The 22,882-nt window shown below is 33.0% G+C and carries 22 protein-coding genes and 1 tRNA gene; 22 read left to right on the top strand and 1 reads right to left on the bottom strand.

The window, feature by feature from the left end; all coding sequences use genetic code 11:
• Positions 1-24 precede the first annotated feature (24 nt).
• From mraY to ABD730_RS11565, 10 genes are all read left to right on the top strand, one after another.
• The gene (gene mraY, locus ABD730_RS11610; protein ID WP_215927253.1) at positions 25-1,266 is read left to right on the top strand and encodes a phospho-N-acetylmuramoyl-pentapeptide-transferase; all 1,242 of its coding nucleotides are present in this window, start codon (positions 25-27) and stop codon (positions 1,264-1,266) included.
• Positions 1,266-2,597, top strand: a complete 1,332-nt coding sequence (murD, locus tag ABD730_RS11605) for a UDP-N-acetylmuramoyl-L-alanine--D-glutamate ligase (RefSeq protein ID WP_344714765.1) — start codon at positions 1,266-1,268, stop codon at positions 2,595-2,597. The genes mraY and murD overlap by 1 nt, the downstream gene beginning before the upstream one ends.
• 47 nt (positions 2,598-2,644) lie before the next feature.
• Positions 2,645-3,835 (top strand): FtsW/RodA/SpoVE family cell cycle protein, encoded by a 1,191-nt coding sequence (locus ABD730_RS11600; protein ID WP_215927257.1) that lies wholly within the window; start codon positions 2,645-2,647, stop codon positions 3,833-3,835.
• 129 nt (positions 3,836-3,964) lie between these two features.
• Complete coding sequence (gene murG / locus ABD730_RS11595; protein ID WP_344714763.1) at positions 3,965-5,068, top strand: undecaprenyldiphospho-muramoylpentapeptide beta-N-acetylglucosaminyltransferase; 1,104 nt, start codon at positions 3,965-3,967, stop codon at positions 5,066-5,068.
• A complete protein-coding gene (gene murC / locus ABD730_RS11590; RefSeq protein ID WP_344714761.1) occupies positions 5,069-6,415 on the top strand; it encodes a UDP-N-acetylmuramate--L-alanine ligase in 1,347 nt (448 codons plus the stop codon).
• A complete protein-coding gene (locus ABD730_RS11585; RefSeq protein ID WP_344714759.1) occupies positions 6,408-7,130 on the top strand; it encodes a cell division protein FtsQ/DivIB in 723 nt (240 codons plus the stop codon). The genes murC and ABD730_RS11585 overlap by 8 nt, the downstream gene beginning before the upstream one ends.
• Before the next feature lie 3 nt (positions 7,131-7,133).
• Entirely contained in the window at positions 7,134-8,465 is a 1,332-nt protein-coding gene (gene ftsA / locus ABD730_RS11580; protein WP_215927265.1) for a cell division protein FtsA, read from the top strand.
• 64 nt (positions 8,466-8,529) lie between these two features.
• Positions 8,530-10,470 (top strand): cell division protein FtsZ, encoded by a 1,941-nt coding sequence (ftsZ, locus tag ABD730_RS11575; protein ID WP_344714757.1) that lies wholly within the window; start codon positions 8,530-8,532, stop codon positions 10,468-10,470.
• Positions 10,471-10,632: 162 nt separating this feature from the next.
• Positions 10,633-11,079: a GatB/YqeY domain-containing protein gene (locus ABD730_RS11570; protein ID WP_334470653.1), complete on the top strand. Its 447-nt coding sequence runs from the start codon at positions 10,633-10,635 to the stop codon at positions 11,077-11,079.
• Between the two features lie 41 nt (positions 11,080-11,120).
• Positions 11,121-11,194: transfer RNA gene (locus tag ABD730_RS11565), tRNA-Arg, on the top strand.
• 100 nt (positions 11,195-11,294) lie between these two features.
• Here ABD730_RS11565 and ABD730_RS11560 read toward each other — a convergent pair.
• Complete coding sequence (locus ABD730_RS11560) at positions 11,295-13,409, bottom strand: helix-turn-helix domain-containing protein (protein ID WP_044633950.1); 2,115 nt, start codon at positions 13,407-13,409, stop codon at positions 11,295-11,297.
• Positions 13,410-13,645: 236 nt separating this feature from the next.
• Here ABD730_RS11560 and ABD730_RS11555 point away from each other — a divergent pair, with 236 nt between their 5' ends.
• From ABD730_RS11555 to ABD730_RS11500, 12 genes are all read left to right on the top strand, one after another.
• Positions 13,646-14,239 (top strand): ankyrin repeat domain-containing protein, encoded by a 594-nt coding sequence (locus ABD730_RS11555; RefSeq protein WP_044633949.1) that lies wholly within the window; start codon positions 13,646-13,648, stop codon positions 14,237-14,239.
• 12 nt (positions 14,240-14,251) lie between these two features.
• On the top strand, positions 14,252-15,337 hold the full coding sequence (locus ABD730_RS11550) for an acyltransferase family protein (RefSeq protein ID WP_044633948.1): 1,086 nt from the start codon (positions 14,252-14,254) through the stop codon (positions 15,335-15,337).
• A 221-nt stretch (positions 15,338-15,558) separates the two neighbouring features.
• A complete protein-coding gene (locus ABD730_RS11545; protein ID WP_044633947.1) occupies positions 15,559-15,882 on the top strand; it encodes a hypothetical protein in 324 nt (107 codons plus the stop codon).
• Between the two features lie 100 nt (positions 15,883-15,982).
• Positions 15,983-16,744, top strand: coding sequence for an NAD(P)-dependent oxidoreductase (locus ABD730_RS11540; protein ID WP_044633982.1), 762 nt, complete (start codon positions 15,983-15,985; stop codon positions 16,742-16,744).
• 52 nt (positions 16,745-16,796) lie between these two features.
• Positions 16,797-17,174: a hypothetical protein gene (locus ABD730_RS11535; protein WP_220352410.1), complete on the top strand. Its 378-nt coding sequence runs from the start codon at positions 16,797-16,799 to the stop codon at positions 17,172-17,174.
• Positions 17,096-17,662: a CPBP family intramembrane glutamic endopeptidase gene (locus tag ABD730_RS11530; protein WP_205618145.1), complete on the top strand. Its 567-nt coding sequence runs from the start codon at positions 17,096-17,098 to the stop codon at positions 17,660-17,662. Before ABD730_RS11535 ends, ABD730_RS11530 begins: the two co-directional genes overlap by 79 nt.
• A 67-nt stretch (positions 17,663-17,729) precedes the next feature.
• Positions 17,730-18,206, top strand: a complete 477-nt coding sequence (locus tag ABD730_RS11525; protein ID WP_044633946.1) for a thioredoxin family protein — start codon at positions 17,730-17,732, stop codon at positions 18,204-18,206.
• A gap of 301 nt (positions 18,207-18,507) precedes the next feature.
• Positions 18,508-20,241 (top strand): helix-turn-helix domain-containing protein, encoded by a 1,734-nt coding sequence (locus tag ABD730_RS11520; protein WP_344714743.1) that lies wholly within the window; start codon positions 18,508-18,510, stop codon positions 20,239-20,241.
• 246 nt (positions 20,242-20,487) lie between these two features.
• Positions 20,488-21,090, top strand: coding sequence for a hypothetical protein (locus ABD730_RS11515; protein ID WP_215925636.1), 603 nt, complete (start codon positions 20,488-20,490; stop codon positions 21,088-21,090).
• 89 nt (positions 21,091-21,179) lie between these two features.
• Positions 21,180-21,308 carry a hypothetical protein gene (locus ABD730_RS11510; RefSeq protein WP_344714740.1) on the top strand — a complete coding sequence of 43 codons (129 nt, stop codon included), beginning with the start codon at positions 21,180-21,182 and terminating at the stop codon, positions 21,306-21,308.
• A 557-nt stretch (positions 21,309-21,865) separates the two neighbouring features.
• The gene (locus tag ABD730_RS11505) at positions 21,866-22,465 is read left to right on the top strand and encodes a hypothetical protein (RefSeq protein ID WP_344714737.1); all 600 of its coding nucleotides are present in this window, start codon (positions 21,866-21,868) and stop codon (positions 22,463-22,465) included.
• Positions 22,466-22,648: 183 nt separating this feature from the next.
• Complete coding sequence (locus ABD730_RS11500) at positions 22,649-22,882, top strand: CPBP family glutamic-type intramembrane protease (protein ID WP_344714735.1); 234 nt, start codon at positions 22,649-22,651, stop codon at positions 22,880-22,882.

The following is a 22,882-nucleotide window of genomic DNA, read 5'->3' as shown; positions in this document are numbered from 1 at the left end:
GTAAAAAACAAACAATAATAAAGAATGCTGTATTACCTATTCGAATATCTAGAAGAACAGTTCCAATTGCCTGGAGCATCGCTGTTTGGGTTTATAACCTTTAGAGCTGCTGTGGCAATCATATTGTCATTGTTAATTTCTACGATATATGGTAAGCGTATTATTAAGTTTTTACAGAAACAACAAGTAGGAGAAACGATTCGAGATTTAGGATTAGAAGGTCAAGTAGAAAAGGCAGGAACTCCAACAATGGGCGGGATTATCATAATACTAGCCACGCTTATTCCTGTATTGCTATTAGCGAAGCTTGAAAATATTTATATCATTCTGCTAATTATTACAACGCTTTGGATGGGAACCATTGGATTTATTGATGATTACATTAAAAAATTCAAAAATGATAAGGAAGGTTTAAAAGGGAAATTTAAAGTATTGGGTCAAGTAGGATTGGGAATTATAGTTGGAGCAACATTGTTTTTTCATAATGATGTCACTATAAAAGAAAAATTACCAATTCAACAACAGAATGAATTAAGGGCTGAAAACCCAGATGTACAAGCATCAAAATTATTTAAGCCTGAAGAGAAGTCAACCAAGACAACGATTCCTTTTGTAAAAGATAACGAGTTTGATTACTCTGATTTAATTACTTGGATAAGTCCAGATTTAGAAAAATACGCATGGATAGTTTTTATTTTGGTCAGTATTTTCATTATCACCGCAGTGTCAAATGGAGCTAATCTCACAGATGGCATTGATGGTCTTGCAGCAGGAACATCGGCCATAATTGTGTTAACCTTAGGCATTTTTGCTTGGGTGTCAAGTAATATCGTTTTTTCAGAATACTTAGATATAATGTATATCCCAAGAGCAGAGGAAATAACTATTTATATCGCTGCATTTGTTGGTGCTTTAGTTGGTTTTTTGTGGTACAATACTTATCCAGCTCAAGTTTTTATGGGAGATACAGGAAGCTTAACCATTGGTGGAATTATAGCTGTAATAGCTATTGCTGTTAGAAAAGAATGGTTAATTCCAGTATTGTGTGGAATATTTCTAGCAGAAAACTTATCGGTTGTTTTACAGGTGAGTTATTTCAAGTACACACGAAAAAAGTTTGGAGAAGGACGACGCATTTTTAAAATGTCGCCTTTGCATCACCATTATCAGAAGTCTGGCTATCATGAGAGTAAAATTGTAACCCGTTTTTGGATTGTTGGAATTCTACTAGCTATTATAACTATAGTAACCTTGAAAATTAGATAATGAAAAGGCTGGTAATTCTTGGTGGAGGTGAAAGTGGAGTAGGAACAGCGCTTTTAGGAAAAGCAAAAGGATACGACGTATTTGTATCAGATAAAGGAAAGATTAAAGAAAAATATAGAGACGTTCTTTTAAATAATGAGATTGAATTTGAAGATGAACAGCATACGGAATCAAAAATTCTGAATGCAGACATCGTTATGAAAAGTCCTGGTATTCCAGATAAAGTGGCTTTGGTGAAACAAATTCGTGAAGCAGGAATTGCAGTGGTTTCTGAAATTGAATTTGCTTCCAAATTTACGGATGCGACTTTAGTTGCAATTACAGGAAGTAATGGCAAAACCACAACGGCAACCTTAACACATCACTTGTTAAAACAGGAATTAGATGTTGGGTTAGCTGGGAATATAGGTGATAGTTTCGCGAAGCAAATTTTAGAAAAAAATCATGATAACTATGTATTGGAGATTAGTAGTTTTCAATTGGATGATATCATAAGTTTTAAACCAAAAATTGCGGTTTTAACCAATATTACACCAGATCATTTAGATAGATACGATTATAAGTTTGAAAATTATATCGCTTCAAAATTTAGAGTGGTAGAGAATCAAACAGAAGACGATTATTTCATATATGATGCTGATGATGAGGTTATTTCAGACTATATGAAAACGCATCAAATTCGATCAAAAAAATTGCCTTTTTCATTAACAAAAGTTATTGAGCAAGGCGCATATTTAGACAACAATAAGATAATAATAACAATAGATAATAATAAAATCATTATGCCAACAAAGAATTTAGCATTAGAAGGAAAGCACAACGTGAAGAATGCAATGGCAGCTTCTACTGTGGCACATTTACTTAAAATTAGAAAACAAACTATACGAGAAAGTTTGGAGAATTTTCAAGGTGTTGAGCATCGTTTAGAGCATGTATTAAAAATTAATAAAGTGCAATACATTAATGACTCAAAAGCAACAAATGTAAATGCTACTTATTTTGCTCTAGAAAGTATGGATGCCCCAACGGTTTGGATTGTTGGAGGTGTTGATAAAGGCAATGAATACAGAGAGTTGTTTCCTTTTGTAAACGAAAAAGTTAAAGCTATTGTTTGTTTAGGAGTAGATAATTCAAAGCTTATAGAGTCATTCGGAAAAATGGTTGATGTAATTATTGAAACGCAATACATGAGTGAAGCGGTAAAAATAGCATATAAGCTTGCTCAAGCTGGAGATAATGTGTTGTTATCACCTGCATGTGCTAGTTTCGATTTATTTGAAAACTATGAAGATAGAGGACGTCAATTTAAAAATGCCGTTCGAAATTTATAAATGAGATATTAGAGATGAATTAGGGACTCATCTATAAAAGGTTAAGCATGCAAAACATATTTAAACAAATAAAAGGAGATAAAGCCATTTGGGCAATAGTCGCGCTATTGGCTATATTTTCGTTTATGCCTGTTTATAGTGCTGCGAGTAATTTGGCAAACATTGGAAATACAAATACATTTTCATTGCTTGTAAAGCACTTTATGCACTTGCTTTTAGGTTTTGTAATTATGTTTGGGGTTCATAAAATACCATATAAATACTTTCGTGGGTTATCTATGGTTATGATTCCCATTGTGTTTGTACTGTTGCTTGTTACTATGTTGCAAGGGACAACCATTGATGGTGCAAATGCGAGTCGCTGGATTCAGATTCCTATTGTGAATATGTCTTTTCAAACTTCAACGTTGGCAGCTGTTGTTTTGATGGTTTATGTGGCAAGATATTTGTCAAAAATAAAAGATAAAGAAGTCAGTTTTAAGGAATCGTTGTTACCGCTTTGGGGACCGGTTTTTCTAGTCTTAATTTTAATTTTACCTGCCAATTTTTCTACAACAGCAATCATTTTTACAATGATAATGATGCTGGCATTTATTGGTGGTTATCCAATAAAGTATCTTTTAATTATTGTAGGGACAGGCTTATTAGCTCTTACAATGTTTGTTCTAGTAGCTAAAGCATTTCCAGATGCGATGCCAAATAGAGTAGATACATGGATGAGTAGAATTGAAAATTTCACTAATGATGGAGATACCGAAGCTGATTATCAGATTGAAAAAGCAAAAATTGCTATTGCTACTGGTGAAATTAAAGGTTTAGGGCCAGGAAAAAGTATTCAGAAGAATTTCTTACCTCAGTCGTCTTCAGATTTTATTTTTGCCATAATTATAGAGGAATATGGCCTTATAGGTGGAGTGTTTATACTGATTTTGTATTTATGGTTCTTGTTTAGAGTAGTGGTGGTGAGCCATAAATCGGATACCATATTTGGAAGGTTATTAGTTTTAGGTGTTGGTTTGCCAATTGTATTTCAAGCCTTAATAAATATGGCAGTTGCTGTTGAGTTATTTCCGGTGACTGGCCAGACCTTGCCCTTAATTAGTAGTGGAGGAACATCTATTTGGATGACATGCTTGTCCATAGGAATTATTTTAAGTGTTAGTGCTAAACGTGAAGAATTAAAGGAGAAAGAAGATGCAGAAGATAATCCATTAGCCATATTAAGCGAAGCAATTTAAATGAAAAAATAAAAGAGAGTTAAGAGTTAAGAAAAAAATGAATTTAGAGTAATTTGAATTGAGTTATTGTCTCCTTGAGGGGATTTTAAGGCTGTTTTTACTAAAGTTAAAACGTTGGAATTTTAAAGATTGAAAAATAATAAGACATATCGATTTATCCTATCAGGCGGAGGAACAGGAGGGCATATTTATCCTGCGGTTGCGATTGCAGACGAGTTAAAGTCGCGCTATCCTGATGCCGAGTTCCTGTTTGTTGGTGCTTCTGATCGAATGGAAATGGATAAGGTGCCACAAGCCGGTTATAAAATTGAAGGCTTATGGATTTCTGGGATCCAACGCAAATTAACATTGAAGAATTTAGCATTCCCGTTTAAACTATTAAGCAGTTTGCTGCGTTCAAGAAAAATTGTAAATGCGTTTAAGCCAGATGCAGTTATTGGAACTGGAGGTTTTGCTAGTGGTCCATTGTTGCAGGTGGCTTCGTCAAAAGGTATACCAAGTTTAATTCAGGAACAGAATTCATTCCCAGGAATTACAAATAAGTTGCTGGCAAAAAAAGTGAATACCATTTGTGTGGCTTATGAAGGTTTAGATAAATTCTTTCCAAAAGCTAAAATTAGGTTGACCGGAAACCCAATTAGAAAAGATTTGTTACATGTAAAAGATAAGCATATTGAAGGTAAAGATGTCTTTAAGTTAACGCATAATAAGCAAACACTTTTAGTTTTGGGTGGGAGTTTAGGTGCAAGACGGATCAATCAGCTTATAGAAGAAAATATCAAATTTTTTGAGGCACAAGATATTCAAGTAATATGGCAATGTGGAAAACTGTATTACGACCAGTACAAGCAGTATAACGAATTAGAGCATGTACAAGTTCATGCGTTTTTAAATCAGATGGATTTGGCTTATGCCGCTGCAGATGTTATTATTTCTAGGGCAGGTGCTATTTCGGTTTCGGAATTATGTATTGTTGGTAAGCCAGTGGTTTTTATACCATCGCCAAATGTAGCAGAAGATCATCAAACTAAAAATGCAAAATCAGTTGCAGATAAAAATGCCGCTATTTTAATACGAGAAAAAGATTTGAATACTGATTTTCAAAACGAATTTTCAGAATTAATTTCTAATAAAAATAAACAAAGCGAATTAAGTAAAAATATAGAAGCCTTAGCATTGGTAAATGCAACAAATGCTATTGTTGATGAAGTTGAAAAATTATTAAAAAAGTAAATGAATTTCGGTAAAGTAAATAACGTCTATTTTATTGGTATCGGAGGTATCGGAATGAGTGCTATTGCGCGTTATTTTGTGGCCAATGGTAAGCAAGTGTCAGGTTATGATAAAACACCTACTGAAATTACAAATTCGCTTGAGGAGATAGGTGTTACTATTCACTTTGAAGATGATATTAAAGCTGTTTCAGAGGTCTTTTTAAATCCTGAAAACACACTTGTAGTATATACGCCTGCAATTCCTAAAAATCATTCAGAATTTAACTATTTTAAAGATAATGGTTTTAATGTTTTAAAACGTTCTGCAGTTTTAGGTGAAATTACCAAACAAACCGTTTGTCTTGCTGTTGCGGGAACACATGGTAAAACAACTACAACAAGTATTTTAGGGCATTTGTTACATGTGTGTAATGTGCCTGTTACGGCGTTTTTGGGTGGAATAAGTGAGAATTATAATTCCAATTTAATTATTAACGGAACAGAAGTTACAGTTGTGGAGGCCGATGAGTTTGATCGTTCGTTTTTAACCTTGTCACCAGATTTGGCCTGCATAACATCAATGGATGCAGATCATTTGGATATTTATGGAAATGCAGAAGCGCTAGTAAGCACCTTTAAGGAATTTTCAGAGTGTATAAAGCCAAACGGAAAATTGTTTATTAAAAATGGTTTGCCGTTAAAAGGGATTACTTACGGAATTGAAGACGATTCTGATTATTGTGCTCAAAATATCTCTATAGTAAACGGTAGTTATGTTTTTGATGTTAAGACACCAAGTGGGATTTATAAAAATTTCAAGTTTTGCCTGCCAGGCAGACACAACTTATCTAATGCAATAATTGCATTGGCTATGGCTGCAGAATATGGTTGCTCTTATGAAGAACTCGCTAAAGGTTTAGAAACTTACCAAGGTGTAAAGCGCAGATTTACGTATCAGATTAAAACAGATGATTTTGTGTTTATAGATGATTACGCGCATCATCCTGAAGAAATTAATGCAGTACATCAAGCCGTAAGGGAAATGTATCCAGATAAAAAGGTATTGGCCATTTTTCAACCGCATTTGTTTAGTAGAACAAAAGATTTTGTAGATGGATTTGCAGAAAGTCTTTCAAAATTCGATGAATTATTGCTGTTAGATATCTATCCAGCAAGAGAATTACCTATAGAAGGAGTAACGTCTAAATGGCTTCTAGATAAGATCGAAAATTCGAATAAAAAATTAATTCAAAAGACAGAAATAATTAATGAAATTAAAAAATCTGAAGCTCAAATCGTTTTAACAATTGGAGCTGGAGATATTGGAGTTGAAGTTAAACATATAAAAGAAGCTTTCTATGTTTAAAATAAATTATAACTACATAAAAATCATTGGTTTAATTGTTTTGGTGAGTTTTTTGTTTGCCTTTTCTAATCAAAGAAATAAAACTAGAAAAGTAAGCGAGCCTAACATCACATTCTTAGGAGAAAACAAATTATTTATAACAGATGCGAATGTTAGTAAATTGTTAATAGTAAATCAGGAACCTGTTTCGAAGCAACCTAAAGAAATTATAGATTTGAATAAATTAGAATCTGCCCTGAAATCTAATCCAATGATAAAGCAAGCGGAAGTGTTTATGTCAGTAAACGGTGCACTTTCGGCTGAAATCGAACAGAAACGACCTATTGCAAGAGTGCACACAAATGCGTCATATTATATCGATGATGAAGGTGGTTATATGCCTTTGTCTTATAATTATGCAGCAAGGGTACCACTCGTTACCGGTAATATTGAGAAAAATAAGCTCGAAACAGTCTTTCAATTTGCAAAAACTGTAGATGAAGATGATTTCTTAAAGAAACATATCATTGAGATTCGTCAAAATGACGATAATACTATTGATTTTAAAATTAGAAAATGTGATTTTACGGTTCATGTAGGAACTTTAAAACAACTCAAAAAAAAGATGAATAATTTTAAGGCTTTTTATCAAAAAGCTTTAAAAGACCAAGTTTTAGATCATTATTCAAAAGTGAATTTAAAGTTTGATAAACAAGTTATTTGCACCAAAAAGTAAATTATGGACAAGCAAAACATTTCGGTAGGCCTAGATATAGGAACCACAAAAATTGTGGCCATGATTGGTCGCAAAAACGAGTATGATAAAGTAGAAATCTTAGGCTTAGGTAAAGCCAAAAGTATGGGTGTGCATCGTGGTGTGGTAAATAATATCACCCAAACCATTCAGTCTATTCAACAAGCCGTTCAAGAAGCTGAGGCTGCTGCAGGTGAAAAAATTGAAGATGTTACCGTTGGTATTGCAGGTCAGCATATACGTAGTTTGCAACATAGTGATTACATTACGCGCCCAAATTCTGATATGGTTATTGATGAAGAGGATATTGATCGCTTAATCAATCAGGTTCACAAATTAGTAATGCTTCCTGGCGAAGAAATTATTCATGTGTTACCACAAGAGTTTAAAATTGATGGTCAGGCCGAAATAACAGAGCCAATAGGAATGTATGGTGGACGTTTGGAAGCCAATTTTCATGTGGTCGTTGGTCAGGTATCATCGATTAGAAATGTTGGTCGTTGTATACAAAGTGCAGGCTTAAATTTAGAAGGTATTACGCTAGAGCCTTTAGCTTCGGCAAATGCTGTTTTAAGCAGAGAAGAAAAAGAAGCTGGTGTTGCGTTAATTGACATAGGAGGAGGAACAACAGATTTGGCTGTATTTAAAGATGGTATTATCCGTCACACTGCAGTTATACCTTTTGGAGGAAATGTAATTACTGAAGATATAAAAGAAGGCTGTTCAATTATAGAAAAACAAGCTGAACTTTTAAAAGTGAAATTTGGATCGGCATGGCCAGGAGAAAACAAGGATAATGAAATTGTTTCTATTCCTGGATTAAGAGGAAGAGAACCAAAAGAAATTACATTAAAAAACTTGTCTAAAATTATCCACGCTAGAGTCGTAGAAATTATAGAGCAAGTTTATGTCGAAATAAAAAATTACGGTCACGAAGAGCAAAAGAAAAAACTAATTGGTGGTATTGTTTTAACAGGAGGTGGCGCGCAGCTCAAACACTTAAAGCAATTGGTAGAGTATATCACAGGCATGGACACTAGAATAGGCTATCCTAATGAACATTTAGCTGGTGATAGTGACGAAGATATAGCAAGTCCATTATTTGCAACAGCAGTTGGTTTAGTCATGGATGGCTTAAAGCGTCAAGAACGTAAAAAAGTAGAAGCAATTGAAGAAGAAATGATTGCGGCTGTAGAAGAAGAACAAATGCAAGAGCCAGAAATGGATGTTGTAGTAGAAGAACCAAAAAAAGAGCGTCGTTCATTTTTAGATAAGTTAACTGAGCGTGTAAAGGATTTTTTAGATAATGCGGAATAATTCGCAAGTATAAATTATCTAAACAGAATAAAAATATAATTGAAAACCCATAATCATAATTAAAATGAGTAATAGCAACGAATTTGGAAACATTTCATTTGATTTGCCAAAGCACCAATCAAACGTCATCAAAGTAATTGGTGTCGGTGGAGGTGGAAGTAACGCCATCAATCACATGTTTCAGCAAGGTATTAAAGGAGTCGATTTTGTAATCTGTAATACAGATTCTCAAGCACTTCAAAATAGTGGTGTTCCAAACAAAATACAATTAGGTGTTGCCTTAACAGAAGGTTTAGGAGCAGGTGCCAATCCAGATGTTGGAGAAGAAGCAGCAATAGAAAGTCTAGAAGACATTCGCAGAATGTTAGATACCAATACAAAAATGGTATTTATAACTGCAGGAATGGGTGGCGGAACAGGAACAGGTGCTGCACCAATCATTGCTAAAATGGCTAAAGAACTCGATATCTTAACGGTTGGAATTGTAACTATGCCATTTCAGTTTGAAGGTAAAATGCGTAATGCACAAGCCCAACGTGGTATAGAAAAATTGCGTTCTCATGTAGACTCATTAGTTGTGATTAACAACAACAAACTTCGTGAAGTATACGGAAATCTTGGGTTTAAAGCAGGTTTCTCTAAAGCAGATGAAGTATTATCAACAGCATCTCGAGGTATTGCAGAAGTTATAACACATCACTACACTCAGAATATTGATTTACGTGATGCTAAAACCGTGTTAAGTAATAGTGGTACAGCGATTATGGGATCTGCTACAGCTTCTGGTCAAACCAGAGCACAAGAAGCTATTATGAGTGCTTTAGACTCTCCATTACTTAACGATAATAAAATTACAGGTGCTAAAAACGTATTGTTGCTAATCGTTTCTGGATCTCAAGAAATTACTATCGATGAAATCGGAGAAATAAATGATCATATTCAAACTGAAGCTGGATTTGGAGCCAATATTATTATGGGCGTTGGTGAAGATGAAGCGTTACAAGAATCTATTTCTGTAACTATTATTGCTACAGGATTTGATTTGGATCAGCAGAATGAAATTTCTAATACGGAAACTAAGAAAGTTATTCATGCTTTAGGTGAAACAACAGAAACAAGTACACAAGAAAAAGAGCCTGCGATTATTACGCCAGATATCGTTTTAGAAAAAGAAAAAGAGACACCAATTGTTCGTCACACTTTGCTTGAAGAAGAAGTCGAAGAAGAGGTAAAGAAAGAGCCAAAAGCTGAAGAAAACAATGGAACAGACTTAATCGCTACAACAGATTTATTGAAAAATATGAATGTGGTTTATGATGAAGTTTTAGATAAAAAACCAGAAGCTACAATTGAGCCTGAAGATTTTGTGATTACTCCAATTGTAAATAAAGCGGAAGTAATTGAAGAACCAAAAGAAGAACAAATCACTTTTTCTTTTGATTTACCATTGGCAAATAAAGCAGAGGAAAAAGATGAAGAACCTAAAGCTAAGGAAGAAAAAATGTTCTTTAGTTTAGAGGAAGAAGTTAAGGATATAGATGTTAATGCACCTGTAGAAATTATCTCAGTAACAGAGGTTAATGAGCAAGGTGAAAAACGTTATGCATTAGATGATTTTGAAACATTTCATTCCTCTATAAATACTAAAAAGGAAAAAACAGAAGTAAAAGAAGAAATTGTTTTTGAAAAGAAAACAATTCCTATGGATGAAACAGCAGAAGTTAGAGAAGAAGAGATTGATCCAATGAACAGTCCTATCTCTGAGTTGCTTATTGCTCGTGCAGATGAACGTAGAAGAAAAATGAAAGATTTCAATTATAAATTTAATGATGCTAAAATAAACGAAATCGAAAAAGTACCTGCTTACAAAAGACAAGGTGTTAACCTTGAAGATGTACAGCACTCTTCTGAGATTAAAGCTTCTAGAATGTCTGTTGGAACCGATGAGAATGACGATATTCAATTAAGAAGTAACAATTCATTTTTACACGATAACGTAGATTAGTAGCAAGTTTAATTTATTGTGTTAAAGCACTTAAGTCAAGCCCAAAAAGTCCCTCAAACTTTTTGGGCTTTTTGTTTATAGCGGCTTTTGTTTTAGAGCTAATCTTACATCACGTAAGCAAAACTTTTTCTATCTTCGCATTTCTTTAAAAAGAATACAATTATGAGTTTACAAGTAGATATAATGACTGCTATGAAGGCAGCAATGAAAGAAAAAGATCAGACAGCTTTAGCTGCTTTGAGAGCTGTAAAATCAGAGATATTATTAGCGCAAACATCAGGTAGCCAAGACGGTTTGTCTGAGGAAGAAGAAATAAAAATTCTATCTAAGTTAGTAAAGCAACGTAAAGATAGTGCTGCAATATTTACGGAGCAGAATCGTAATGATTTAGCAGAACCAGAATTAGCACAAGCAGAAGTGATCAGTCAATTCTTGCCAGCTCAACTTTCTGAAGAGCAAATTACAGAAGAAGTAATGACAGCCATTGCAGCAGTTGGTGCAGAAGGTATGAAAGACATGGGAAGAGTTATGGGAATTGTAAGTCAAAAATTAGCAGGACAAGCCGATGGAAAGACGATTTCTAATATTGTAAAGGCAAAGTTGTCTTAAACAGATAAAGTAAAGCGATTTCTGTGTTTACAGAAGTTAATGGCCTCGTAGTTCAACTGGATAGAATATCAGATTTCGGCTCTGAGGGTTGGAGGTTCGAATCCTCTCGAGGTCACTCTTAAGTTATATGAAATTGAGTTGATTGCGCTAAAATTTAACTATTACTCAACCTCAACCAATATTTTGAATAGTATGGATAATTAAATTCCAACGATCTATAATAGTTTTTCCTTTTTTAAAGTTTCTTTAAGTATTTTATGTTTTTCCCAAAATTGCACTTCTATTTTCTCAATAGTTTCGTCGTATCTTGGATGATTCTGCAACTGGTTCAATAGAGGGTCTTCCTTCATAAATAAAAGCACCCAATATTGGAAACCATCTTGTGAACTAAATTTATCGTAGGCTTCTATAGCTTTATCTGGCATATTTTCATAAAGATACAGCATAGCTAAACTTGCCTCTCTGTAAATTGACTCATCTTCTTCCAAATAATCTTTATATTTCTGAATATATTTTTCTGCTTTATTAGGAAGACCCAATTTTTTATAGGTGTAGGCTATTTTTATGTTCTCTGCTGGATACAAGTCAATTTTATCAGTAGTAAGTATACTAATATATTTCTCGTAATAAACCAATGATTTTTCGTAATCTTCCTGAAAATAATATGTTTTGGCTAATTCTTGAGTGATATCAGCGCGAGTAGTATCTTTACGCCACTCTATGAGCATTTTTTTTCTTAAGGATTCTAAATCTTTATTATTCGCATAATCTATAAAATTTTTTAAGTAGGTACTATATTGATTTTTAGGATTATACTTCAGAGATTCTTCAATGTATTTTGAAGCCTCTTTAGCAAACCCGTTTTGGACTAATGCATTACTCAAGTTTAGATAGATAAAGCTTTTAGAAATACTATCGTTAGCTTCAATATTTAATTTTATTCCTTTTAATGCATAAGTGAGATACTTATTTGTATCTGGAACAACTCTAGCATATATATCAGATAAAATTAGTACTACAGAAGAAGCATTTGGGTTATAATCTAGTGCTTTTTCCAAGTAAGGTATCGCTAACCTAAATTCGTTTGCGTTTATATAATACAGTGCTTTTGCAATCAGAGACAATTCAGAAGTAGAATCAAACAACAGGGAATTATCTGCATATTCATTTAATTCGGCTAAATATTTCTTTTCAATTTTATTTACATCTAAGTAATAGTAACAAATTGCAATCTGAGCATAGGCGAGTGCAAATTCCGAGTCTTGTTCTATCGCTTTTTCAAATAAATTAATAGCAGCTTGCAACCCCTCTTTTGTCTTTGTTTGTAAGGCTTCAAGTCCTTTTAAATAATAATCATAAGCTAATACGTTTTCCGTTGGTTTTTTATCTATTTGTTGTAGCTCCGCTGGTGTTACTTTTGCTTCAATGGCTTCTGCAATTTTTTTTGCAACTTCATTTTGTACAGAAAAAATGTCCTCCGTTTTATGGTTGTACTGTTCTGCCCATATAGGTGAATCCTTTGACGCATCAATCAATTGAATATTCAACAAAACCTGACCATCAATGCGTTGTCCACTACCCTCAATCAAGTAATTGACACCTAGTTCTTCACCGATTTCTGTTATTGTCTTATCTGTATCTCTATATTTTTCTACAGAGGTCCTACTAATTACTCGAATATCTTCAATTTTCTGTAAATTGTTTAACGTTGACTCCATAAGTCCGTTTACAAAATAAAGGTTATCAGAGTCATTACTCATATTTATAAACGGCAATACTGCAATCGATTTCTTAAGGTTGACGACATTTTTTTCAGAATTGATTGTTTCTTTTGGGAGAAACAAAAATAGTGCTAGTACTATAACCAAGACCGTTCCTACTATTATCTGAATACGGTTTGGCTTAAAAAAAGTTTTTTCAGCAACTTCAATAATCTCTGTGTTTTGGTGATCTCCTTCGACTTTAAATTCATCTTCAAATTCTGTTTGTTTACCTATTTTTTTTCTGGCCTCGCCTGGGGAATACCCATAATAGTCTCTAAAGCATTTAATAAAATAAGAATTATTACTAAAGCCAACCTCATAAGAAATTTCAGAAATAGTAAGCTCCGTTTCTTTTAACATCGTCATCCCTTTTTGAAGTCGGACTTCACGAATAAATTGACTTGCACTACCTTGTGTTTGTTTCTTAATCTTCCGCAACAAATTTGATCGGCTCATATTCATGAGGTCTGCCAATTCTGAAACTCCAAATTGCTCATTAGAGATATTCTCTAAAATAAGCGACTGAGCTTGCTCAATAAATTTTTCTTGATGTGAGATGTTAGACATGTTGCTTTGTACTGTTCCAAAAGTAGAAATTTTTATTTAAACACTATGTCGCTTATAGTTGAAAGTTCTTTATCAAAAAATGAGTTTTTGCGTCATAATTTATACTCCTGCGTCATAATTTTCAATCTCTCACCAAACTTGACACAATAGGCTTCATGCGGATTATCAACCAACTAAGTTAGTATCGCATCTTTGTAGAAACAAAAATCAAGTTCTTAATCAATATAAATTAAATTATGAAAACATTTAAAATTACTTCAATTAGAATGACAATTCAGATGTTAATCTTTGCACTTTTATTAACAAGTTCATGCGCACAATCTAACAAAGAAACAAGTTCAAATGATTCCGCTAAAGCAACAAAAACAGTAAACGCACCTGATATAGATATTCACGGAGCTGTATTAACGGGAAATTTGGATGCAGTTAAGCAACATATTGAAGCTGGGACTGATATTAATCAAAAAGAGGCCATGTCTGGATCTACACCTTTAATGTCAGCAGCCACTTTTAATAAACCTGAAATAGCGAAAGCATTGATCAATGGAAATGCAGATTTGTCTATAAAAAATAATGATGGTGGAACAGCTTTACACACTGCAGCATTCTTCGGGCGAATCGAAATTGTACAATTACTTATGGATGCAAAAGCTGATAAAACGGTTCGTAATAATTATGGAGCTACACCAAGGGAAACAGTAATGGTAGATTTTGCTCAAATGAAACCTATCTATGAAATGTTAATTCAGCAATTAAAACCAATGGGATTTACATTAGATCTTGATGAATTACAAAAGGCACGTCCTGTTGTTGCAATGATGCTACAATAAACATAAAACAAGATGACAACAGAAAGAAGATACGATATTGATTGGCTTAGAGTCATTGCTATAGGTTTATTACTGATTTACCATATAGCGATTATATTTCAACCTTGGGCCATGTTTATAGGGTTTATAAGAAGTGAAGACGCTTTAGAAGGACTTTGGAAACCAATGACCATGCTCAATGTTTGGAGGATACCCTTACTGTTTTTTGTATCGGGAATGGGCTTATATTTTGCAATGAAAAAAAGAAATTGGAAGCAATTATTCATAGAGCGCAGTAAACGAATTCTTTTACCCTTTGTTTTCGGTATTTTAGCTATCACTCCGTTACACTTTTTAGTCTTTCAAAACTACTATAATATGCCATTGAGTTATTTTCCGCATATGGGACATCTATGGTTTTTAGGAAACATTTTTGTCTATGTCGTAGTGTTGTCACCTGTTTTTTACTATTTGAAAAAAAATGGAAATGGAAAATTTAAAAAAGCCATTTCAAAAGTGATGACCTATGCTTTAGGACCATTATCTATATCCGTATTTTTTATGATAGAAATAGGTATTGTTAAACCACAGCTATTTGAACTATACGCTAAAACCTGGCATGGATTTTTTATCGGGTTGCTTGGGTTCTTTTTTGGATTTCTGTTTGTATATAGCGGTAAAGTATTCTGGCAAACCGTTTCAAAGTGGAAATGGTTATATATCGGTTTGGCAGCCATCCTCTTCGTGATTCGTTTCACAGGGTTTGAGTCATTATCAAATATGTATATCACCACCATAGAATCAAATTCTTGGATATTGGGTTTATTTGGAATAGGCTATAGTTACCTTAATAAACCAAGTGCCTTACTAAGCTATTTGAGTGCAGCTGTTTATCCAGTTTATATTATTCACATGTTTGTCTTATATGCAGGTGCATTACTCATTCTGCCATTAGATCTTCATCCTATGCTAGAGTTTGTAGGAATTACAGTATTTACGTTTATAGTCTGTTTTCTCATTTATGAATTCACCTTAAAAAGAATTACAATCTTGAGACCTTTATTTGGTTTGAAATGGAAATTTAAAAGGGTCGTACAGAAAGAATTAAAAAGGATTTAGAATCTAACTCAAACTTATCTTTTCACTTTATAATAGTTATCAGTACATCAAAACAATAAAATATAATTCATCAATCAATCATCAATCAATCATCAATCAAAAAACGAACAATTATGAAATTTTCTAACGTACAATTAGATTTATTTACGCTCATGTACTTTTCCTTTTGTGATAGAGACATAAGCTTTACATTGTGCTATAATTATTTTAAAAGTCTTATTATGAGTTATTTAAAAGTAGTATTTCAATTAATAAAAAGCCTATATCCAGTGCTAATCTTATTGTTAATATCTTGTAATGAAAACTCCGTTTCATTAGCAGATCAACCAACCCTTGCAGATTATCACGAGAATTCTTTGATGCCAAACGTTAAATTTAGGGAAATGGATACGTCTTCAGACACTTACGGAAAAGACATTTATTTTGAGAATATGGTTTTAACGAGAATGACAACGCTTGCGCAAAATCGTGAGGCTTACAGTAAGGTTATTGAATCATTAAAAAACCTAAAATATACTTATGCTGAATTACGAAATACAAATTAAAAAATGCTTGACTATAAGTTAACCCATTCTTTAACTTTTGATTTCTTTTTTAAAAATTATTGAAAACTGAGTATTGCAAATTATAAAAAATAAAAACAAAATGACAGTATTAGTCGTCGGTGCCAGTGGAGCCACAGGTAGCAAGTTAGTAGAACAACTTTTAATTAAAGAATACGAAGTTAAAGTGATTGTAAGATCGCCAGAAAAATTACCAGAATCGTGGAAAGCTAATGAAAACTTACAAATTATCTCTGCAAGTATATTAGAATTAAGCGATACGGAAATGAGTGTTATTACAAGTGGTTGCAATGCTGTGGCATCTTGTCTTGGTCACAATTTAACATGGAAAGGTGTATATGGGGAACCAAGAAGATTAGTAACAGATGCTACGAAACGCTTATGTGATGCCATAAAATCAAACAATGCTCAAAGTCCAACAAAGTTTGTTTTAATGAACACTACAGGAAATCGTAATCGTGACTTAAACGAAACCATTTCATTTGCTGAAAAATGTGTCGTGGGTTTACTTCGCATAGTATTACCACCTCATGTAGACAATGAAAAAGCAGCCGATTATTTACGAACCCAAATAGGGCAAAATAATAAACAAATTGAATGGGTAATAGTGAGACCAGATGGCTTAATTAATGATGATAAAGTTTCAGACTACGAAATTTATCCTTCTCCAATAAGAAGCGCAATTTTTAATGCAGGAAAAACAAGTAGAATAAATGTTGGGCATTTTATGATGAAGCTCATTAGTAATGCCAGTTTATGGATTACTTGGAAAGGACAAATGCCTGTAATTTATAATAAATCATCACTGATTGAAAAAAATATAGAGGTAAGTAAGAAAAACTAGACCTTAATAGAAATCAAGCAGACTTAATAATCATTTACCAAAAAATAATAACATGAAAACTCAAATGCCAGAAAGATTTACAGAAGGAAAAAGCACTTGGAATACAATCTTTATATTTCTCGGTTTGGTAATTGCTCTTACGTCACCATTTCATTATGCAATAGTTAATTTATACCCATCCAGAATCTGTGTTGGAGCTATCATGTGGTGTCCTGCAATAGCTGCATTTTTAACCTTAAAAATCAAAGGACGTAAAATATCATCCCTAAACTGGAATTGGGGAAATTGGAAATATATCCGATGGTCTTATGTTGTTCCTGCCTTATATGGTATTATCACTTATGTGCTTATTTGGATTTTAGGTTTTGGAAATTTAGCCAAAGCGAAGCCATTACAGAATGGGGAAAAGAACTTGGCTTATTTGGCATAGGCACTTTAAACCCAACAGCGATAACAATCATAGCTGTTTTTTTATTAGGCACTGTTGAAGTGATAAGAGCTTCTGCAACCACCTTGGGAGAAGAAATTGGATGGCGAGGATTTTTTATTTACGAATTGAGAAAAGTACTGTCTTTTACTGGAGTAGCAATTTTTAGTGGATTGATTTGGTCTTTTTGGCATTGGCCATTGCTAGTTTACTATAGTAACAATGTCCTATTAGAATTTGCAACCTTCACTATCGTAATTGTCTCCATGTCATTTATTATGACTTACTACACGTTTAAATCTAAAAGTCTATGGCCAGCAGTCATTTTTCATGCAGTCAGTAATGTGTATATTCAAAAAATAATGCCGCCTCTAACCATAAAAGATGAAGGAACAGAACATTGGCTTGGTGAAAACGGAATTATGTTTGCAATTGTGACCTGTGTTTTTGGAATTTACTTTTGGCACAAAGGATTGAAGGAACATATATAAATTAACTTATCTCTTAGATTTTGCAGAGTAATTATAATTTTTCAATCTGTAAATAAATCAAATACAAATGAATAACTCAGAAAACACATCAAACAATTCTCCAAAGCATATAAAAAGAAAATCCCATCCTTTTTGGCGATTTTTTTGGCTAACATTTCTTGTCGTATCGCTTTGGTATGCTTGGTACTCATTTTATGCACCTTCAAATAATATTACATGGAAAGATAACTTGGAATCTGCTCAAAAGCTAGCTTTTAATTCTGATAAAAATATTATGGTATTCTTTACCACGGAATGGTGCTCACCTTGTCGCATTATGAAGCGTGAAGTCTTTGCTGATAATGAGGTTACAAAAGCTATGGATGCTAAAGTTGTCTCACTAGAAATTAATATTGATGACCCAAATTCTAAAGCACTAGTAAAACAATATAATATTGGTGCTACACCAACAACAATTTTCATTGATCCTAAGGGAGAGGTAATTGATTACGCTGTTGGAAAAGTGGAGAAATCAAAATTCCTTGAAATGCTTCTTAACATTTAATTAAAAACAGAAATCATCAATCAATCACAAAAACGAACAATTCATGCAATTTAATGGAAAAACACAAGTCCTAAAGTTTTAAAACTACAATACCTCAACATCCCCTATCAAGAAGAACGAGTAAATGTCCTAATTATCGATTTGTTTTTAGTCTTATTTTCTTTTATTTCTAAACTTAGTTAATATACTGCGCAACAATCGTTGGCTCTCATAAATTTAAAGTTTTAATTTTATACATTTGTGTGATTAATTCATCACTTTGATCAACGAGAAATCTATTGCTGTCTTACCTTTTGTCAATATGAGTAATGATATTGATAACGAATCTTTCTGTGATGGTATTGCAGAAGAAATAATTAATGCCTTATCAAAAATAAAAGGCTTAAAGGTGATTGCAAGACGGTCTTCGTTTGCATTTAAAAATAAAAACATTGATGTTCGACATATTGGCAATCAATTAGGTGTGGCTACTGTTTTAGAAGGAAGCGTTAGAAAATCAAACAATAGCATTCGCATAACAGGCCAATTGATAGATACAAAATACGGTACACAATATTGGTATAAAAAATTCGATAGAGAATTAATAGATATCTTCGAATTGGAAGATGTAGTGAGTCTTGCCATAGCAGATGAAGTCCGAAACAATTTTGGGCATTTTGAAGTGCAGGACCATTTAATTAAGCAACCAACAAATAATGTCGAGGCTTATCAATTATTTTTAAAAGGGCGTTCATTGCAATTAAAATGGACACCTGAAAGTCTAAATCAAGCAATATCATACTATAATCAAGCTATTAACTTAGATAAAAATTACGCTAAAGCTTATTATGCCAATTTACAATGCTATGGGTTATTGGCCATTTGGGGTTATATGCCTTACCAAGAAGCTATGGATTTAGCTGTTGGCAATCTGTTAATAGCCAAAGAAATAGAAACAGCACTACCCGAATATCCGTTATCTTTTGTAGGGAAGTTTCTTTGGGGTGAATGGGATTTTAAAAATGCATATATACATATAGAAAAAGCTTTAGATATTAATCCTAATTATATTGATGGATTAGAAGCTATGACAGAGCTTTCTATAGCGCTTGGCTTTTTTGATAAGGCTTTAACGTATGCAAACAAATTATTAGAAGTAGATCCGCTATCCGCAAATAATCATTACACATTAGCTAGCATTTACTACTACCAACGTAAGTTTAAAAAAGCATTAGAAAATGTAAACTACGCTCTAACACTTAATAATGATTTAGCATTAGCGCATCATTTGAAATGTTTCTGTTTAATATGGCTAAACAGAAGTCAACAGTTTCAATATTGTATTCAGGATACTACCTTAAAAGAGGAGAAAAATTTATTATTTCAACTTATCAACAATAAGGATGTTGAAGTTCCGGAACAAATGATGACAAAATGGTCACAATTTCAAAACGAAAAAACGATGCCAGTACCCTATGATGTGTTTATTTTAAGCAATTCAAGTTATATAGACCAAGGGTTTACACGTTTAAAAGAAATGATTGAGCAAAGACGTGGGCAAGTGATAAACTATAGGCAAGAACCTTTTTTACAACCCTTACATAATACCAAAGCATTTTCAGAGCTACACAAGTCCAATTTGTCCATTGAAGACGTTAATTACCATCAAATAGACGAAGAAAAACCATCGTCAATCATTTTAGATGCTCAACAAATAGAAACGCTTAAAGAGGAATTATGTTCTTATTTTGAAGAGGACGAACCTTTCTTAAATCCGCAATTGAGTTTAAAATTCGTGGCTGATGTTTTTGAATTAAATACCAATAAAATGTCCTACGCAATAAATAAAGCTTTTCATCTTAATTTTAATGACTTTGTGAATTCGTATCGCTTAAATTATTTTAAATCATTAGCCATAGACCCAAAAAATTCGCATATAACTATTCTTGGCTTAGCTTATGACAGTGGTTTTAATTCTAAAAGTGTATTTAACACCTACTTCAAAAAAACAGAGGGCATTACACCTAGTAAATGGGTAAAATCTAATACTAAATAACGAAAAGTCATAGGTCTTTTATCTCAGTAAAACTCGCTAAATTAATTTTTAGACGCTTTCCCCTTTCTTAATATTTAGATTTAAAAATTATTTTATTCCTATACGCTACTAGAGTTAGCCTAACAAATTGAAAATTCAAACAGTTTTCATTTTAATACTTGAATTGGTTCGAGATTATAATTTCGGACGTTTACAGTCTTCTTATACCTCAAATTTGCACCATCGAATAATTATAAATCAATTAAAATGAAAACAATCAAAAAACAAATTTTATCAATACTGGCTTGTGTAGCCTTTGCATTAGTATCTGGTATGGCATACGCACAAAATACAAATTCAGAAACCACAACCCAAAGAAAAGGATTCATATTTGAATTTGTAGTTGGAGGAGGCATTATCAGTATAGAAGATAGTGCTGGTATTCAAACCTTTGACAAATCTCAGGGAACCTTTGTTTTTCCAGATCTAAAGTTTGGCTATATGTTAAACGAAAGACTTGCTATTACTGCCTCTTTGCCAGGAAATATCTACGAATTTCAGGATAATGACAGAAATTTTGGAGCGTTTATTCCGTCTTTACAATATTGGGTAAAAGACCGTTGGTGGATTCATGGCGGAATTGGTTTAGCCATAGATTCGCCTGCACTATATGATATTAAAGACGATGTCAATGACGATTGGAACTTTGGTTGTGCTGTTATGGCAAGTACAGGTTACGAGATTTATAAAAAGAAAAATTTCGCACTTAATGTTCAGTCTAAGTTAGTTTTGGGTCGTACGTCTTTAGATGGAGATGCCCATAGAGATGCAGTAATTTTTAATGTAGGGTTAGGATTTAGCTGGTTATAAGATTGAATTTATAAATTCACTTAAATCTAAAATTATTATCATGAAAAAAACTTTAATAACCTTGTTTTTTTTGTGGACTAACATTAATCATGAAATGTCAAAATACAAGTGTAGAAAAATCAATATTCGGATTACAAACAGGAGTTTTAGGAATCTGGGCATATAATGAAGCAAAACTATCAAATACTATAGCACTGAGAACAGAACATGGTTTTTAATTTTGGTATTTGGGAATCTACTTTTTATGATGATTATGATTCACCAAAATGCTAAGTCAAAAAGCAGAATACCAATGTAAACTTGTTAAACCCTGCAATAAATAGGTGATCTGTCTTTTATATTAATTACAAAACATTAAACGGTATAAATTTGTCTATTAATATAAAAATGAATCATCATGAACTAGTTATGCCCAAGATTTTACACGACAGACTGATAGTTTAAAAAATAAAAGATGCTGATGCCTGCATTATAAAAATATTATGCAGCCTTATCACAAAAACCCTCAAAAGATACGTCCTATGAGATATTGATTCAAGTTACGCTCTTTTATGAACTGCTCAAGCTCGGGACTCTGCATTTGTTCATTTAGTAATTGCGCTCAAAAAATAATACTACCTTAAAAGCTCTCTCTATGACTCAAAATTTTTAAGTAAATGTGTAATATTTCTAATATTATGACACTATCCATTAAAAACAGAAAGAGCTAAAGTTTAATTTAGAATAGTAACATCAATTAAAACAATCAAAAAGAACACTCATCAAATCAATTAAAATGAAAAAAATAAAACAAACTTTAATAAAAATGGCTTGTGTAGCCTTTGCATTACTGTCTGGTATAGCATACGCACAAAACACAAATTCAGAAACCACAACCCAAAGAAAAGGGTTCATATTTGAATTTGTAGTTGGAGGAGGCATTATCAGTATAGAAGATAGTGCTGGTATTCAAACCTTTGACAAATCTCAAGGAACCTTTGTTTTTCCAGATCTAAAGTTTGGCTATATGTTAAACGAAAGACTTGCTATTACTGCCTCTTTGCCAGGAAACATTTATGAATTTCAGGATAATGACAGACATTTCGGAGGTTTTATTCCATCGTTACAATATTGGGTAAAAGACCGTTGGTGGATTCATGGAGGAATTGGTTTAGCAATTGATGCGCCAGCACTATATGATATTAAAGACGATATAAATGACGATTGGAACTTTGGTTGTGCTGTTATGGCAAGTACAGGTTACGAGATTTATAAAAAGAAAAATTTCGCACTTAATGTGCAGTCTAAATTAGTTTTAGGTCGTACGTCTTTAGATGGAGATGCCCATAGAGATGCAGTAATTTTTAATGTAGGGTTAGGGCTTAGCTGGTTATAATGAATACCACAAATCATCATTTAGAATCTCTTATGGAGCCTTATGAATTCTATATATTTTAGGATACCACAAGCGAAAATTTATAAAAAAATCAAAAATGAGATATCTTTTATCATTGTGTTTAGTATTGCTGCTCAATTGCACGAATAAGACCAATTTTAAAGAGTTATCGTCACTACAAACGTGGTTTGGGTAGGTATAATTATTACAGCAATATGTTTTGGTGTAATCCACTTACCATTATCAAAAAACTTTTCAAATCTCACTTTTGTAACTTTTAGCGCTACTATAGTTGGCAATCTTATTACAGGATCTTTCTTTGGTTGGGTATATTGGAGACGTGGTTTATTAGTTGCTATAATTGTTCATGTTGTTTGGGATTTGGTTTTTCATGTAGTTGGTTCAACCTATTTATAG

The organism is Winogradskyella damuponensis (assembly GCF_039538385.1).
GTDB lineage: Bacteria > Bacteroidota > Bacteroidia > Flavobacteriales > Flavobacteriaceae > Winogradskyella > Winogradskyella damuponensis.
This window is presented reverse-complemented; position numbering and strand designations above follow the sequence as displayed.

Bases quoted from the DNA above. Each gene is read 5' to 3' on its own strand.
- mraY (WP_215927253.1), top strand. From the start codon at position 25: ATGCTGTATTACCTATTCGAATATCTAGAAGAACAGTTCCAATTGCCT.
- murD (WP_344714765.1), top strand. From the start codon at position 1,266: ATGAAAAGGCTGGTAATTCTTGGTGGAGGTGAAAGTGGAGTAGGAACA.
- ABD730_RS11600 (WP_215927257.1), top strand. From the start codon at position 2,645: ATGCAAAACATATTTAAACAAATAAAAGGAGATAAAGCCATTTGGGCA.
- murC (WP_344714761.1), top strand. From the start codon at position 5,069: ATGAATTTCGGTAAAGTAAATAACGTCTATTTTATTGGTATCGGAGGT.
- ABD730_RS11585 (WP_344714759.1), top strand. From the start codon at position 6,408: ATGTTTAAAATAAATTATAACTACATAAAAATCATTGGTTTAATTGTT.
- ftsA (WP_215927265.1), top strand. From the start codon at position 7,134: ATGGACAAGCAAAACATTTCGGTAGGCCTAGATATAGGAACCACAAAA.
- ftsZ (WP_344714757.1), top strand. From the start codon at position 8,530: ATGAGTAATAGCAACGAATTTGGAAACATTTCATTTGATTTGCCAAAG.
- ABD730_RS11570 (WP_334470653.1), top strand. From the start codon at position 10,633: ATGAGTTTACAAGTAGATATAATGACTGCTATGAAGGCAGCAATGAAA.
- ABD730_RS11560 (WP_044633950.1), bottom strand. From the start codon at position 13,409: ATGTCTAACATCTCACATCAAGAAAAATTTATTGAGCAAGCTCAGTCG.
- ABD730_RS11555 (WP_044633949.1), top strand. From the start codon at position 13,646: ATGAAAACATTTAAAATTACTTCAATTAGAATGACAATTCAGATGTTA.
- ABD730_RS11550 (WP_044633948.1), top strand. From the start codon at position 14,252: ATGACAACAGAAAGAAGATACGATATTGATTGGCTTAGAGTCATTGCT.
- ABD730_RS11545 (WP_044633947.1), top strand. From the start codon at position 15,559: ATGAGTTATTTAAAAGTAGTATTTCAATTAATAAAAAGCCTATATCCA.
- ABD730_RS11540 (WP_044633982.1), top strand. From the start codon at position 15,983: ATGACAGTATTAGTCGTCGGTGCCAGTGGAGCCACAGGTAGCAAGTTA.
- ABD730_RS11535 (WP_220352410.1), top strand. From the start codon at position 16,797: ATGAAAACTCAAATGCCAGAAAGATTTACAGAAGGAAAAAGCACTTGG.
- ABD730_RS11525 (WP_044633946.1), top strand. From the start codon at position 17,730: ATGAATAACTCAGAAAACACATCAAACAATTCTCCAAAGCATATAAAA.
- ABD730_RS11520 (WP_344714743.1), top strand. From the start codon at position 18,508: ATGAGTAATGATATTGATAACGAATCTTTCTGTGATGGTATTGCAGAA.
- ABD730_RS11515 (WP_215925636.1), top strand. From the start codon at position 20,488: ATGAAAACAATCAAAAAACAAATTTTATCAATACTGGCTTGTGTAGCC.
- ABD730_RS11510 (WP_344714740.1), top strand. From the start codon at position 21,180: ATGAAATGTCAAAATACAAGTGTAGAAAAATCAATATTCGGATTACAA.
- ABD730_RS11505 (WP_344714737.1), top strand. From the start codon at position 21,866: ATGAAAAAAATAAAACAAACTTTAATAAAAATGGCTTGTGTAGCCTTT.